9 protein-coding genes are annotated in these 15,121 nt (G+C 41.9%); 6 read left to right on the top strand and 3 right to left on the bottom strand.

The features are described from left to right. Positions 1 to 27: 27 nt before the first annotated feature. The 3 genes from NQ505_RS17530 to NQ505_RS17520 all read right to left on the bottom strand — a co-directional run bounded on the left by NQ505_RS17530 (position 28) and on the right by NQ505_RS17520 (position 3,845). On the bottom strand, positions 28 to 1,791 hold the full coding sequence (locus NQ505_RS17530; RefSeq protein WP_008999544.1) for a helix-turn-helix domain-containing protein: 1,764 nt from the start codon (positions 1,789 to 1,791) through the stop codon (positions 28 to 30). Positions 1,792 to 2,176: 385 nt separating this feature from the next. Continuing rightward, on the bottom strand, positions 2,177 to 2,791 hold the full coding sequence (locus NQ505_RS17525; protein ID WP_008999543.1) for a DNA polymerase ligase N-terminal domain-containing protein: 615 nt from the start codon (positions 2,789 to 2,791) through the stop codon (positions 2,177 to 2,179). A gap of 262 nt (positions 2,792 to 3,053) precedes the next feature. Beyond that, on the bottom strand, positions 3,054 to 3,845 hold the full coding sequence (locus tag NQ505_RS17520; protein ID WP_008999541.1) for a head GIN domain-containing protein: 792 nt from the start codon (positions 3,843 to 3,845) through the stop codon (positions 3,054 to 3,056). Between the two features lie 94 nt (positions 3,846 to 3,939). On the opposite strand from NQ505_RS17520, the gene NQ505_RS17515 reads away from it, so the two are divergent. From NQ505_RS17515 to NQ505_RS17490, 6 genes are all read left to right on the top strand, one after another. Next, entirely contained in the window at positions 3,940 to 4,755 is an 816-nt protein-coding gene (locus tag NQ505_RS17515; RefSeq protein ID WP_008999540.1) for an AraC family transcriptional regulator, read from the top strand. A 129-nt stretch (positions 4,756 to 4,884) separates the two neighbouring features. Then, on the top strand, positions 4,885 to 5,793 hold the full coding sequence (locus NQ505_RS17510) for an alpha/beta hydrolase (protein ID WP_008999539.1): 909 nt from the start codon (positions 4,885 to 4,887) through the stop codon (positions 5,791 to 5,793). 188 nt (positions 5,794 to 5,981) lie between these two features. Beyond that, positions 5,982 to 8,450, top strand: a complete 2,469-nt coding sequence (locus NQ505_RS17505) for a glycosyl hydrolase family 95 catalytic domain-containing protein (protein ID WP_008999538.1) — start codon at positions 5,982 to 5,984, stop codon at positions 8,448 to 8,450. 13 nt (positions 8,451 to 8,463) lie between these two features. Then, positions 8,464 to 9,666, top strand: a complete 1,203-nt coding sequence (locus tag NQ505_RS17500) for a glycoside hydrolase family 105 protein (RefSeq protein ID WP_008999537.1) — start codon at positions 8,464 to 8,466, stop codon at positions 9,664 to 9,666. Positions 9,667 to 9,689: 23 nt separating this feature from the next. Further along, the gene (locus NQ505_RS17495; protein WP_008999536.1) at positions 9,690 to 11,153 is read left to right on the top strand and encodes a glycoside hydrolase family 140 protein; all 1,464 of its coding nucleotides are present in this window, start codon (positions 9,690 to 9,692) and stop codon (positions 11,151 to 11,153) included. Between the two features lie 52 nt (positions 11,154 to 11,205). Continuing rightward, positions 11,206 to 15,072 carry a family 78 glycoside hydrolase catalytic domain gene (locus NQ505_RS17490; RefSeq protein WP_032853642.1) on the top strand — a complete coding sequence of 1,289 codons (3,867 nt, stop codon included), beginning with the start codon at positions 11,206 to 11,208 and terminating at the stop codon, positions 15,070 to 15,072. Positions 15,073 to 15,121: the final 49 nt, after the last annotated feature.

Below are 15,121 nucleotides of genomic sequence, written 5' to 3'. Positions count from 1 at the left end.
TTGTACACCCCCTTTTTCTATACTCTTTTATCCTACAATACTCTTTATATAATCAGACGGACATACATGATAGAAGTCTTTGAATTTCTTTCCAAAGTATTTAGCATCACAATAGCCCAGTATACCTGCAATATCCGAAATGCTGTACTGCTGGGAGGCCAGCAATTTAAGTGCTTTGTCCATTTTGAATGAATTGATATAGTTTTCGGGAGGGTTGCCGGTAATCTCTCTTATCTTATTATAAAAAGCAGTACGGCTCATACCTATATCAATGCTTAATTTATCTATTGTATATTTATCAGTAGAGAGATTTTTCTCCAGGATTTTATTGACTTTATCCATAAATTTCCGATCGGCATTTTCTGTTTCTATTTCAGCTTTTGTGGGGATCATCGGAGAGATGGCATCTGACAGAAACAGTCTGATCCGTTCGCGTAAGACCATGCGGTTTTCGACAAGCATACGTATGTCTGCCCTAAGTTTACAAATGCTTTCCGTACGTAATCCCAGACGGTCTGCCCCACTCCCCAAATGTGACAAATAGCTTTCGTTATCAAAGGCTCTTAATAGAAGAATGATTGGTATGTATCCTATCGTTTTATCTTCCTTAATTTGAGTGCTAAGTATATCTCCGCTTATTCCATTCACATTGTCGTCAATAATGATAGCATCAGGATTTTGACTGATAGCCGTATCCATCAGCAGCTCCGGATTATCAAGAACAGAGATCTGAAAATAGCGTGATAAGGTTTTCTTTAAATAATCACTAAATAACTTATCTGCCATTACTAATAGGATATGGGAAGTTTCTCTCGTTTTAGTATTTTGTTTATTGGTCTTAGGATTCTCGCAGGAGTCATTTGTTGGCGTCTTCGTTTTTGTAGAAGAATGTCTCAACACCGGGCATGACTGATTCAGGCAATGGCAGTCTGTCGGAATGACGATTTGGAAAGTAGCTGCTTTACCATGTCTGCATCCGGTTATTTTTCCACCATGCAGACGGATGATTTTTCTTACCGTCCATAAATCACTATATCCATACACAGGAAATATAATAGGAATAAAGGGGAACATTTTCTCTGTTCTTTGCCCGGCTATTTCATTATTGCTAATCTGCAACTGCCAGGAATTCATTGTGTGGGTTACGTTGATCGATATGCAACAGCCTGACTCGGAAATCAAAATCATCTTGTTGATAAGGTGCTGAAGTGCTGCAGTCATTATGTTTTCGTTTATCCTGCAACTGACGCAATCCGAACATTCACCAACAGTCAGCTGTATCTGGCGGGAATTGGCATAAGCCCGGCATTGATTGACAATGGAAGTAACATAAGTGGAAAGTTCCAAATTTACCGTTGACGTTTTAGGAGGAATTCTCTTAGTTACTTTATTGAGAGTTGCAATATTCTGGTTACAATATATGATACATTCGGCATATCCCAGTGCTTCTTCCACTTGTTGGGAAAGAGGTTCAGGGAGGTTGCCAGTTTTGAGTTCTTCCAATTGATTCCGCAGCAATATTAACGGTGTATGTGCTGTATGGAGCATGTTCATGGCAATCTTAAATTTTTCATGCGATAATAACTGCACATTGTATTCTATTATAAGATACGCAAATAGAATCACAAACAGTCCAATACCGAAACTTTCCACAGGGACCGCATATCCAAGCAACGACAAATCGGGTAAAATGATGCCAATAGTTTGTTTGCTGTTTACTAAATTGGCTCCAGGATCTGCAGAGAATAAAGCTCGGAAGCTTACTAATAAATTCAGGTAACAATCATTCATACTAATATCGGATTTGATTAATATTTTACACCTTTAGTAAAACACGCCTGATAATCTTTTAACGTGCTTAAAATCCGATGCAAGTATAAACTTTTCAACGTACACACAGGAGGTGGTTTCCAACAAAAACAATGGGTGTTTTCTATCAAAAATGGTAACAACATCTTTTGTTACCGAAATATTAAGGGGGTATACGATCAGATCTTCATTTTACCCAATCGTCCCCATTTAGTTAATTATTTTCATTAGAAATAACACGGTCATAATATCATAAAAGTTAATTGAATCATCAAAACAATAGAGTATATTGAATTATAAAGCTACGTATATAATTAGAAAATTATATATGTAAGTGAGTATCATTTAATCATAAGGAATATATATATTACAGGAATACCTCATCATACAATGGAATGTTCTTCGCATCGTAGACATGAGTGACTGCAAATACATCGTCTTTCTTGATTAGTAACCAGTCTCTGTCCTGGTCGTCCATATTCGTATGGATAAGGGTAAACAGGCCTTTGAGCTTATGACCATGTAATTTGAATTCAAGTATTCCGTTTTTAATGGCAGCGGAAATGTTACGATTATTACCGACATAAGCATAGGTTCCACTATCCCATATTTCCACTGTACCTGCTCCATAATTGCCTTCGGGTATAACTCCCTCAAAATGTGCGTAACTCAAAGGGTGATCTTCTACCTGTATGGCCAGTCTTTTATCTTTCGGATTCATGGAAGGGCCTTTAGGAACTACCCAGCTTTTCAACACTCCATCCACTTCCAGACGGAAATCGAAATGAAAATGACTGGCTTCATGCTTTTGGACAACAAAAACAGGTATCCGGCTTGGAGTTTCCACGGTATCCGCCATCGGTTCGGGAGTCTCACTGAATTGTCTTTTTGCCTGATACTCTTTGAGGTTATTAAAAGAGGGATCTACCTGCTTTTCTACCATCTTTATACTTTTTCCTTCATCGGGAGAATTCTTTGCCATAATCTGTATTTTTTCAGGTGAATAAAAAAAACGAATGATTCATTGTCACAACAATCAGCATATCTGTTTGTTGCCGGAATTCATCTATTTTAATGGCTTTAAAACCGTATTTAAGTTTGCTAACTTATTTTTCTACTCGTTTTCACCTTTCTCCCAGGAATGTATCCCCCAATTATCATGTATTATGTTTGTTTATAGCAAAAAAGCGGGTAAATATGTAACATAGCACATATTTACCCGCTTTCTGCAAAGATCTAATTTCTTACTTGCCGGAAATTGAGTCTTTCTTGCCTTGCTTATTTACAATAGAAGGATTTCCTTTATATTCAATATCTCCGCTGCCATTGGCTTTTGCGTCCAACTGTTTGGAAGCGTAACAAGATATATCACCGGAACCTGAAACGGTAGCAACTACATTAGTAGCAGTCAACTTGTCGGCACTGATATCGCCGGAACCATTCACAGTCAGCATAGCCATTTGAGTAGAACCTTTCATTTCCACATCGCCGGAACCGCTAACTATCGTTTTTACAGTAGTGGCCTTCACATTCTTCACGTTAATATCTCCACTACCTTTTACAAAAGCAGAAAGATTGGTATATTGCAGATTTTCGGCTTCAATATCTCCGGAACCTGTTATATTCAGATTTAAATCAGCTCCTTTGAGGGTACCTTTCAGATATACATCGGCCGATCCTTTAATATCTACATCATCCAATGAAGGAGAAGAGGCAATCACTTTCAACCGGCGTTCTCCGCTAAGAATCTTAACGCCTTTCTTTATATTTACCTGCAGCACTCCATTTACTGTAGATACTTCCAACAGGTCAACCAGATTATCTGAGCCATATATAGAAACTGTTGTTTTAGAATCACTACTCTGACGATACTCAACGTCGGGACTACCCAGAACTCTGATTGAACTGAAATTACTCACGTTATTCAGTTCTTTCGTGATATATTTCTTACTAGGAGTAACGGTCTGTGCCTGTATTCCTGTAAAGCACAAGAACATCAGCACCACTAGCATAGATGTAACATTAAAACTTTTCATAATTTCTTCTTATTAAATATTCTACTGACAAATATAGGAAGTATATTTCAATTTACAAGAAAATAGTTATCTTTGAAACAGAATCATTGTGAATATGCAACCAAAAGAGACGATTATATTTAAATATTCCGACATCATCTTCAGTTTTCTAGTGAATGATGACACGGTATGTACTCATAAAGCTGTATCGCATTTGCTGATCTATGTGTATTCGGGAAAGATGTCGATTACGGAGCAAGGGGATGAACTGACTGTGACTGCCGGGGAATGTGTGTTTATCCGCCGGGACCACAAGGTGGTGATTACTAAAGGACCTTATAATGGAGAGCAGTACAAAGGAATCACGATGCAGTTCAACCGGGATTTCCTGATTAAACGCTACAAAGCATTGGATAAGAAAGAGATATGCGCACAGCTCGCTCCATTTCAAAATTCGGTTGTAAAATTATCCAAGTCTGCAGATATTGACAGTATATTCCTGTCGATGATTCCTTATTTTGACTCTTCCAACAAGCCAAATGACGAATTGATGAAGCTAAAACTGCAGGAAGGGTTGCTTACTCTCCTTTATATGGATAAGAGCTTCTACCCTACTCTGTTTGATTTTACAGGACCTTGGAAGATTGATATCATCAATTTTCTGAACGAGAATTATATGTATGATTTGTCCATAGGTGAAATTGCTTTATACACCGGACGCAGTCTTGCCACTTTTAAAAGGGATTTCAAAAAGATCAGCAATTTATCTCCCCAGAAATGGATTATGCAAAAGCGCTTGAATGTGGCATACGAGAAAATAAAAGAGGGTGGCGAAAAGATTGCGGATGTATGTTTTGATGTCGGTTTCAAGAATAGATCACATTTCACTACTGCATTCAAAAAGCAGTTCGGTTTTACGCCGACACATTAAGATCTTTTTCATATTGAGCTTTTCAGAAAAGGACATTTGAGCCAAAGGGAAAAACTGTTAGATTCTATCCTCCGTATCTTTGCATCAGTAAAAAGTACGAATAATAATAGAATCTAAAAACTATCTACAATGAAGAAGAATGTAACTTTCAAGAATCGCGCTATCAATATGGCGGGGAATCTTTATTTACCCAATGATTTCAGTGATAATAAGAAGTATGCAGCTATCGTCTGTGTACATCCCGGAAGTAGCGTAAAAGAACAGACTGCGGGCATTTATGCCGGAAAACTGGCAGCACATGGGTTTGTAACTCTTGCTTTTGATGCTTCTTATCAGGGAGAAAGTGGTGGAGAACCTCGATATATTGAGGAACCGACTGCACGTGTGGAGGACATACGAAGTGCAGTGGATTATCTGACAACGTTGGAATTCGTTGATCCGGATCGTATTGGAGTATTAGGTGTTTGTGCCGGAGGCGGCTACTCTGTAAATGCAGCCATGACAGAGCATCGTATCAAAGCAGTAGGTACAGTGGTAGGTGCCAATATAGGCAGAATATATCGTGAAAATAATCCTATTCAAACATTAGAGGCAATCGGTAAACAGCGTACAGCGGAAGCTAATGGTGCAGAGCCTATGATTATCAATTGGACACCAAGTAGCCCTGAAGAAAGGGAGAAACAGGGAATAACGGATATAGATATCGTGGAAGCTGTAGAGTACTACAGAACACCCAGAGGAGAATATCCCACATCCTGCAACAAACTTCGTTTTGTCAGCATGGCATCCGTCTTGGCGTTTGACGCTTTCAACCTGGTAGAACAATTGTTGACACAGCCTTTGCAAATCATAGTTGGCGATAAACAAGGGGCATTCGGCTCATACAAAGACGGACAGGAACTTTATCGACGGGCAACTTGTGAAAAGGATTTGTTGGTTATAGAGGGGGCCAGTCATTACGATTTGTATGACATTCCTAAGTATGTGGATCAAGCTGTCAAAAAGTTGACAGAGTTTTATGGAAAGCATTTGAAATAATAACATTCCAAATTTCTAAATAGAGACTCTCTAAATTTATTTTAGAGGGTCTTTTCTTTTATTCGTTTCCATAAGTGTTCTTTTTATTAAATAACTTTGCATTGTCATAACTTCTTTTGCCTACATACTAGGTACAAAATTCCCTATTAAACGTCCTTTTATAAAAGTATAAAAGCAGTTAGATGGAAATGAATAAAAAGAGATTAATCGGGTATTTGTTTGTACTGATGTCTGTGGGCTGCATTCATGCGCAGGAAACGAATGTGTCTGCACAAGAATATAAACTATGGTATGACTGCCCGGCACAGGTATGGACAGAAGCACTACCTTTGGGAAATGGACGCCTGGGAGCCATGGTTTATGGGACACCAGGGACAGAACAAATACAACTAAACGAAGAAACGATCTGGGCAGGACGCCCCAATAACAATGCTAATCCGGACGCGCTGGAGTATATTCCCAAAGTGCGTGAACTTGTTTTTGCCGGAAAATATCTGGAAGCACAGACTCTCGCTACAGAAAAGGTGATGGCAAAGACGAATTCCGGAATGCCATATCAAAGTTTCGGTGATTTGCGAATTGCCTTTCCCAGTCATACCCGTTATTCCAACTATTATCGGGAGTTAAGTCTGGATTCAGCCCGCGTGATAGTGCGTTATGAAGTAGACGGAGTGCAATATCAACGCGAAACGATTACTTCATTTACCGATCAGGTAGTAATGGTGCGACTGACTGCCAATCGTCCCGGACAAATTACATTTAACGCTCAACTGACTTCGCCTCACCAGGACGTAATGATCGCTTCTGAAGAAGGAAACTGCGTAACTCTTTCAGGAGTATCCTCCTTGCATGAGGGATTGAAAGGGAAAGTGGAATTTCAAGGCAGATTGACTGCTAAAAATAAAGGTGGAGAAATAGCTTGTGCCGATGGGATACTTTCTGTTGAGAAAGCTGACGAAGCAATCGTCTATGTATCTATTGCAACTAATTTCAATAATTATCAAGACATCACCGGTAATCAGATAGAACGGGCAAAGAACTATTTGGAGAAAGCAATGGTTCATCCATTCATCGAATCGAAGAAGAATCACATTGATTTCTATCGGCAATACCTGACACGCGTTTCTCTCGATTTAGGAAAAGACCAATATTCAAATGTGCCAACCGATAAGCGTGTGGAAAATTTCAAGAACACCAATGATGCCCATCTGGTTGCCACTTATTTCCAATTTGGACGTTATCTGCTGATCTGTTCTTCCCAACCGGGAGGACAGCCCGCCAACCTGCAAGGAATCTGGAATGATAAATTATTCCCTTCCTGGGACAGCAAATATACTTGTAATATCAATTTGGAAATGAATTACTGGCCTTCGGAAGTAACAAATCTAAGTGAGTTGAATGAACCGTTATTCCGCTTGATAAAAGAGGTTAGCGATACAGGAAAAGAGACGGCTAAGGTTATGTATGGAGCCAACGGATGGGTATTACATCATAACACGGATATATGGCGCATCACAGGGGCGGTTGATAAAGCTCCTTCAGGTATGTGGCCCAGTGGTGGTGCATGGCTTTGCCGACATCTCTGGGAACGTTATCTATACACCGGAGATATTGAGTTCCTGCGTTCTGTTTACCCGATACTGAAAGAGTCCGGACGTTTCTTTGATGAAATCATGGTGAAAGAGCCGGTACACAACTGGTTGGTAGTCTGCCCCAGTAATTCACCGGAGAATGTACATTCGGGGAGTAATGGGAAAGCCACAACAGCTGCCGGATGCACCATGGACAACCAATTGGTCTTCGATCTTTGGACAACAATTATATCTGCTTCTCAAATACTGGACACAGATCAGGAATTTGCCACTCACCTGGCCCAACGTCTCAAAGAAATGGCTCCTATGCAAGTAGGACACTGGGGACAACTACAGGAATGGATGTTCGACTGGGATGACCCGAAGGATGTACACCGCCACATTTCTCATTTATACGGACTATTCCCCAGCAATCAGATTTCTCCTTATCGTACTCCTGAATTATTCGATGCAGCACGTACTTCTCTGATTCATCGCGGAGACCCGTCGACCGGATGGAGCATGGGATGGAAAGTTTGCCTCTGGGCACGCCTTCTTGATGGTGACCATGCTTACAAACTGATTACAGATCAGTTGACTCTTGTGCGCAATGAGAAGAAAAAAGGAGGCACCTATCCTAACCTGTTCGATGCGCATCCGCCATTCCAGATTGATGGAAACTTCGGTTGTGCCGCAGGTATTGCAGAAATGTTGATGCAAAGTTACGATGGTTTTATTTATCTGCTTCCTGCACTTCCTACCGTCTGGCAGGAAGGTTCTATCAAAGGAATTATTGCACGTGGAGGTTTCGAGCTTGATTTGAGCTGGAAAAACGGAAAAGTAAGCCGTTTGGTTGTGAAATCTCATAAGGGAGGTAACTGTCGCTTACGTTCACTCAACCCATTAACAGGCAAGGGGCTGAAGCGTGCCAAAGGTGAAAATCCGAATCCTCTTTATGCTGTTCCCACTATTCCCGAACCATTGATTAATGAAAAGGCAAACCTGAATAAGGTGGAAATTGCAGAAACTTACATCTATGATCTGCCTACCAAAGCAGGGCAAGAATATATATTGATTGGAAAATAATAACTCGACCGATATGAACAAAAACTTATTAAAACTGATGGTGGCTTGTGGAACGGTTTGTTTCCTGGCATGCACAGCACCTCAAAAAGTAGAAACGGAAAAATGGAGTGAACGCATGGCACGCTCCGAAATGAAACGTTTCCCCGAACCCTGGATGATTGAAAAAGCTAAGAAACCACGTTGGGGATATACCCACGGACTGGTAGTGAAATCCATGTTGGAAGAATGGAAACATACCGGAGATAGCACATATTATGATTATGCCAAGATCTATGCGGATAGCTTGATCGATGCCGACGGGTGTATCAAAACCATGAAATATCTTTCATTCAATATTGATAACGTCAACGGCGGAAAGATTCTTTTTGATCTTTATGCACAGACCGGAGACGAACGTTACAAAATTGCCATGGATACTTTGCGCAAACAAATGACAGAGCAGCCCCGCACCAGTGAAGGAGGGTTCTGGCATAAATTGAGATACCCTCATCAAATGTGGCTGGACGGAATCTTTATGGCTTCTCCCTATCTGGTTCAATATGGAGCCACTTTCAATGAACCGGCTTTATTTGACGAAGCGAAGAAACAGATTCTTTTAATAAATAGTAAGACTTATGATCCTGCAACAGGATTGTATTATCACGGATGGGATGAAAGCCGGGAACAGAAATGGGCAAACCCCGAAACGGGTTGCTCTCCTAATTTCTGGAGTCGCAGTATCGGATGGTACGGAGCGGCTATCGTAGATGTACTGGACTTCCTGCCACAGGAAACTGCCGGACGCGATAGTATTATACAGATTTTGCAAGGATTGGCAAAAACGATTGTTAAATATCAGGATCCTCAATCAGGAACCTGGTATCAGGTGACCGATCAGGGAGCACGGGAAGGTAATTATCTGGAGTCATCTGCTACTGCCTTGTTTGTCTACACTCTCGCCAAAGCTATCAATAAAGGATATCTTGGCAACGAATATATCGAACCGACAAAGAAAGCCTTTGATGGAATGGTAAAGACATTCACCCGTCTTGAAGAAGATGGTAGCTATACAATCACTAACTGCTGTGCAGTGGCAGGATTGGGCGGAGACTCGAAAAGATACCGTGACGGCTCATTTGAATATTATATCAGTGAACCGATCATAGAGAATGATCCGAAATCGGTCGGTTCATTTATTCTGGCTGCTATTGAATACGAGAAACTCACCACAAAGTAATAAACTAAAAACGATAAAATACAATGAGAAAATTCAAGATTCTTCCTCTCTTATTGCTGTTGCTAACTTTAGTTATCCCGGCAGCGGCACAAAAGAAAACGCAAAAGACGTACATTCCCTGGAACAACGGAAAGCTTGTAGTTTCCGAAGAGGGACGTTACCTGAAACATGAAAACGGTGCTCCTTTCTTTTGGTTAGGCGAAACGGGATGGTTATTACCCGAACGCTTGAACCGGGATGAAGCCGAATATTATCTGGAACAATGTAAACGCCGCGGATATAATGTGATTCAGGTTCAAACATTGAATAATGTTCCGTCTATGAATATCTACGGACAGTATTCGATGATTGACGAATATAACTTCAAAAACATCAATCAAAAAGGTGTATACGGTTATTGGGATCACATGGATTATATTATCCGTACAGCAGCAAAGAAGGGTTTGTATATTGGTATGGTCTGTATTTGGGGAAGTCCTGTGAACCGGGGTGAAATGACTGTTGACCAGGCAAAAGCATACGGTAAGTTTCTGGCAGAACGTTATAAGGACGAACCGAACATTATCTGGTTTATCGGCGGAGACATCCGTGGCGATGTGAAAACCGCTGAATGGGAAGCTCTGGCCACTTCTATCAAAGCTATCGACAAGAATCACCTGATGACATTCCATCCGCGTGGAAGAACAACTTCTGCTACTTGGTTTAACAATGCTCCCTGGTTGGATTTCAACATGTTTCAAAGCGGACACCGCCGCTACGGACAACGTTTCGGAGACGGTGATTATCCTATCGAAGAAAATACAGAAGAAGATAACTGGCGTTTCGTAGAGCGTAGCTTGGCCATGAAGCCTATGAAACCCGTGATTGACGGTGAACCGATTTACGAAGAAATTCCTCATGGCTTGCATGATGAGAATGAATTGCTCTGGAAAGACTATGATGTACGCCGGTATGCTTACTGGTCGGTATTTGCCGGTTCTTTCGGACATACATACGGTCATAATTCTATCATGCAATTTATCAAACCGGGTGTAGGTGGTGCTTATGGCGCTAAAAAGCCTTGGTATGAAGCACTGGATGATCCGGGTTACAATCAAATGAAGTATCTGAAAAACCTGATGCTGACTTTCCCGTTCTTCGAACGCATACCCGATCAATCTGTCATCGTAGGACAGAATGGAGAACGCTATGACCGCGCCATCGCTACCCGTGGTAATGATTATCTGATGGTGTACAACTACACCGGACGTCCAATGGAAGTTGATTTCAATAAAATTAGCGGTGCGAAAAAGAATGCCTGGTGGTACACTACGAAAGATGGTAAACTGGAATACATCGGAGAATTTGATAACGGAGTGCACAAATTTCAACATGACAGTGGTTATTGCAGTGGAAACGATCATATCCTGATTGTAGTGGACAGTAGTAAAAACTATATGGAGAAGGACTGGACAGAGTTACCAGACCGGCAAGGTGCCGGAGCCTAGTTTCCATTCGGTGCCAAAGTAAGCAATTACTCTTTTTATATAACTTATGCTCATGAATAAAAGAATATTTATATTATTCCTATTTTCTCTTCTGCTCTTTACCGGGTCCATATACGCAGCCATAGGTATCACTGACCTGCGAACAGAACAGTTGAAAAATCCGGCAGGTATTGATGTGCGCCAACCTCGATTGAGTTGGCGCATCGAATCGAATGAACAGAATGTGATACAAACTGCGTATCACATTCTTGTTGCATCTACCCCGGAGCTATTGGAACAAGGAAAAGGGGATATCTGGGATTCAGGAAAGATTGAATCTGATGCTTCCCAATGGATCGCTTATCAGGGAAAAACGCTAAAGCGTAATGCTCCCTACTATTGGAAAGTGAAAATCGACACCAACAAGGGGACAACAGATTGGAGTACTCCGGCTTTCTGGACTACAGGACTGTTTAATGAAGCAGATTGGCAAGGGCAATGGATCGGTTTGGATAAAGCTGCTCCCGGAGACAGCGAAACACAATGGAGTCGCTTGGCAGCCCGCTATCTCCGCAAAGAATTTGCATTGAAGAAAGAAGTGAAACGTGCCACTGTGCACATCGCCGGAATGGGATTGTATGAACTGTTTATCAACGGACAACGTATCGGCAATCAGGTTCTGGCTCCTGCTCCTACCGACTATCGGAAAACGATTCTGTACAACACCTATGATGTCACATCGTTGCTTCAAACAGAGAATGCTATTGGAGTAACTCTCGGAAATGGTCGTTTCTATACGATGCGCCAAAACTATAAACCGTATAAGATACCTACTTTCGGCTATCCTAAGCTTCGGTTGAATCTGATTGTGGAATATGCAGACGGCAGCAAAGAAACGATTGCTACAAACACTACCTGGAAATTGACTACTGACGGTCCTATTCGTAGCAATAATGAATACGATGGTGAAGAGTACGACGCCCGTAAAGAGTTAGGAAACTGGACTCAAACCGGATATGATGATAAAAGCTGGATGCCGGCACAACGTGTGAGTATTCCTTCGGGAACATTGCGTGCGCAAATGATGCCGGGTATGAAAGTCACAGAAACATTGAAACCTGTTTCCATTAAAAAGCTCGGCAATAAATATATCTTGGATATCGGCCAGAATATGGCAGGATGGGTACGTTTCCGAGTTAAAGGACAGGCTGGTGACAGTATCCGCCTCCGTTTCGCAGAAAGTCTGCAAAGCAACGGTGAACTTTACACCAGAAATTTCAGGGATGCCCGTTCTACAGATGTGTATGTTGTCAGTGGACGTGAAACAAAAGATGCTACCTGGGCACCTCGTTTTATCTATCATGGATTTCGCTATGTAGAAGTTAGTGGTTATCCGAATGCGAAGGCTGAAGATTTCGTTGCCGAGGTAGTAGAAGATGAAATGGAACATACCGGAACTTTCAGCTGTTCTGACGAGACTCTGAATAAGATTATCCGTAATGCATTCTGGGGAATCCGGAGTAATTATAAAGGTATGCCGGTAGACTGTCCACAACGGAATGAGCGCCAACCATGGTTGGGCGACCGTACCATGGGGTGTTGGGGAGAGAGTATGCTTTTCGATAATTATGCAATGTACACCAAATGGACGCGTGACATTCGCGAAGCACAACGGGAAGACGGCTGTATTCCTGATGTGGCCCCGGCATACTGGAATTATTACTCGGATAATGTGACCTGGCCTGCCGCTTTACCTATGGCCTGCGACATGCTTTTCACAAACTTTGGAGACAAACGTCCGATCGAGGAGAATTATCCGGCTATTAAAAAATGGGTATCTCATATCCGTGAATACTACATGACAGAGGAATATATCATCACCAAAGATAAATATGGTGACTGGTGCGTTCCACCCGAATCATTGGAGTTGATTCACAGTAAAGACCCATCCCGCAAGACTGATGGAGATTTGATTGCAACCGCCTATTATCTAAAAGTGTTACAACTGATGCACCGCTTTGCAAGTCTGCAAGGGCTGAAAGCTGATGCAGAAGAATGGGAAGATTTGGAACATCGCATGAAAGATGCATTCAATGCTCGTTTTTTGCATGTAAAAGAAAGTACCTCTCCCGTACCGGGGCATGCCTTATATCCGGATAGTATTTTCTATGGCAACAACACGGTTACTGCCAATATTTTGCCACTTGCCTTCGGACTGGTTCCTAAAAATCAGATCAATGCAGTAGCCCAAAATGCTGTAGCTTCTATTATTACGACCAACAAAGGACATATAAGTACCGGAGTAATCGGTGTGCAATGGTTATTGCGTGAATTGAGCCGTCGTGGACATGCTGATGTAGCTTATTTACTGGCTACCAATAAAACATATCCTTCCTGGGGATATATGGTTGACAAAGGTGCTACTACTATTTGGGAATTATGGAATGGTGATACAGCCAATCCTGAAATGAACAGTGGCAATCACGTGATGCTTTTAGGCGATTTATTACCTTGGTGTTTCAATAATCTGGCAGGTATTCGTGCAGACCGCTGGAAGTCCGGTTACAAACATATCGTTTTCCAACCGGCTTTTGAAATCCAGGAATTAAGCAATGTGGATGCATCATACATGAGTATCTACGGGAAAATAACCAGTCGGTGGGCAAAGACTCCTACTCATCTGGAATGGGACATCGAGCTTCCTGCCAATACAACAGGTGAAGTGCACCTACCAGATGGACGGAAGGAAAAGATCGGATCGGGGAAATATCACTTCAGTGTAGACATCCCCACCCGGAATACGGCTATTCTAAGTGATGAATTCTTGTACGAAAAAGCTTCTTTCCCCGAATGTCACGGAGCTACAATTGTAGAACTGAAGAACGGTGATCTCGTAGCCTCTTTCTTCGGAGGCACCAAAGAACGCAATCCGGATTGTTGCATCTGGGTATGTCGTAAGCCGAAAGGTTCCAAAGAATGGACTGCCCCAAAACTTGCCGCTGACGGTGTGTTCTCGATCAAAGATTCACAAGCTGTATTGGCTGGAATCGATTCAACTTGTACACCTGTGAAAGATGAGAAAGGAAAACTTATTGCCCGCAGAAAAGCTTGTTGGAATCCGGTTCTTTTCCAGATTCCCGGAGGTGACTTGATTTTATTCTATAAAATAGGTCTGAAAGTGAGTGATTGGACAGGATGGCTGGTTCGTTCACGTGACGGAGGAAAGACTTGGAGTAAACGTGAACCGCTTCCGGAAGGTTTTCTTGGACCTATTAAGAATAAACCGGAATATATCAATGGACGTATCATCTGCCCTTCCAGTACGGAAGGAAGTAACGGATGGCGTGTCCACTTCGAGATTTCCGATGATAAAGGCAAGACCTGGAAGATGATAGGTCCACTGGATGCCGAGTTATCCGTCCCCACTCAAAACCGTAAAAAAGGTGGCATGAATGTGGACGATCAGGAAGGAGGAGAAGCGATCAGAGGAGAAGGAGCCAAACCTGTTTATGCGATACAACCTAGTATTCTGAAGCATAAAGACGGAAGACTACAGGTACTCTGCCGTACACGTAACGCACAAGTAGCAACTGCATGGAGCAGCGATAATGGTGATACGTGGAGTAAAGTAACGCTGCTGGATGTTCCGAATAATAATTCCGGAACGGATGCTGTGACAATGAAAGACGGCAGACATATACTTATCTACAATAATTTCTCTACATTACCCGGAACTCCGAAAGGTCCGCGTACTCCGCTTTGTGTGGCCATATCAGAAGATGGCATCAACTGGAAGCCTGTTCTTACATTAGAAGACAGTCCGATCAGCCAGTACTCTTATCCCAGTATTATCCAGGGAAAAGATGGGAAACTGCATGCCATATACACTTGGCGTCGCCAACGAATTAAATATGCAGAGATAGATCCGACGAAGTTTTAAATTGAACCGTCATCTGAATAAAATCGACCGCTCCTTTGTCCGCAAAAGA

Origin of the sequence: Bacteroides sp. D2 (assembly GCF_025147085.1) — a bacterium.
Classification (GTDB): domain Bacteria; phylum Bacteroidota; class Bacteroidia; order Bacteroidales; family Bacteroidaceae; genus Bacteroides.
This window is presented reverse-complemented; position numbering and strand designations above follow the sequence as displayed.

Coding starts and splice junctions, on each gene's coding strand:
- NQ505_RS17530 (WP_008999544.1), bottom strand. CDS start 1,791: ATGAATGATTGTTACCTGAATTTATTAGTAAGCTTCCGAGCTTTATTC.
- NQ505_RS17525 (WP_008999543.1), bottom strand. CDS start 2,791: ATGGCAAAGAATTCTCCCGATGAAGGAAAAAGTATAAAGATGGTAGAA.
- NQ505_RS17520 (WP_008999541.1), bottom strand. CDS start 3,845: ATGAAAAGTTTTAATGTTACATCTATGCTAGTGGTGCTGATGTTCTTG.
- NQ505_RS17515 (WP_008999540.1), top strand. CDS start 3,940: ATGCAACCAAAAGAGACGATTATATTTAAATATTCCGACATCATCTTC.
- NQ505_RS17510 (WP_008999539.1), top strand. CDS start 4,885: ATGAAGAAGAATGTAACTTTCAAGAATCGCGCTATCAATATGGCGGGG.
- NQ505_RS17505 (WP_008999538.1), top strand. CDS start 5,982: ATGAATAAAAAGAGATTAATCGGGTATTTGTTTGTACTGATGTCTGTG.
- NQ505_RS17500 (WP_008999537.1), top strand. CDS start 8,464: ATGAACAAAAACTTATTAAAACTGATGGTGGCTTGTGGAACGGTTTGT.
- NQ505_RS17495 (WP_008999536.1), top strand. CDS start 9,690: ATGAGAAAATTCAAGATTCTTCCTCTCTTATTGCTGTTGCTAACTTTA.
- NQ505_RS17490 (WP_032853642.1), top strand. CDS start 11,206: ATGAATAAAAGAATATTTATATTATTCCTATTTTCTCTTCTGCTCTTT.